Here is a 414-nt window from a genome sequence, read left to right as displayed (position 1 = left end):
TTCTTTGTTTCCATAATTGTTCTCCTAATTTTGGTACAAAAGTACCACAAATATTTTTAATTGTGGTACTTTTGTACGGAAAACTTTTAATATCCTCTCTTTTTTAATACATTTCAACAGTTTTATAGCTATTTTCGTACAAAAGTACCACGAATATTGCTAAGTGTGGTACTTTTGTACGGGGTAATAGAATGGACAATGCATGGTTATTTTCCTATTTCTGATTTTTCCATTTATTTTATCTTCAATGTCCGCAGATATTCCTTCTGCTCGGGCGTGATTCTGTAGCTCTCGATGGCCTTCTGGATGGTCTTGTTGTGCGTCCAGGGTGCAAGGCGGCGTTGCTCGATGTAGGGAATCGTTGCGTCCCATTGCTTGGCAAGAGCCGTGGCGAAGAACCAGGCTATCATCATT

General features: G+C 39.4%; 1 pseudogene. It reads right to left on the bottom strand.

Going from position 1 to position 414, the window contains the following annotated elements:
- Positions 1-233 precede the first annotated feature (233 nt).
- A pseudogene (locus tag DWV53_RS13720) lies at positions 234-414 on the bottom strand (DNA alkylation repair protein); the annotation flags it as partial.

This window comes from Segatella copri (assembly GCF_003465495.1).
Lineage (GTDB): Bacteria > Bacteroidota > Bacteroidia > Bacteroidales > Bacteroidaceae > Prevotella > Prevotella copri_G.
Note: the sequence above shows the minus strand (reverse complement) of the source record. Positions and strands in the feature narration are given on the sequence as shown.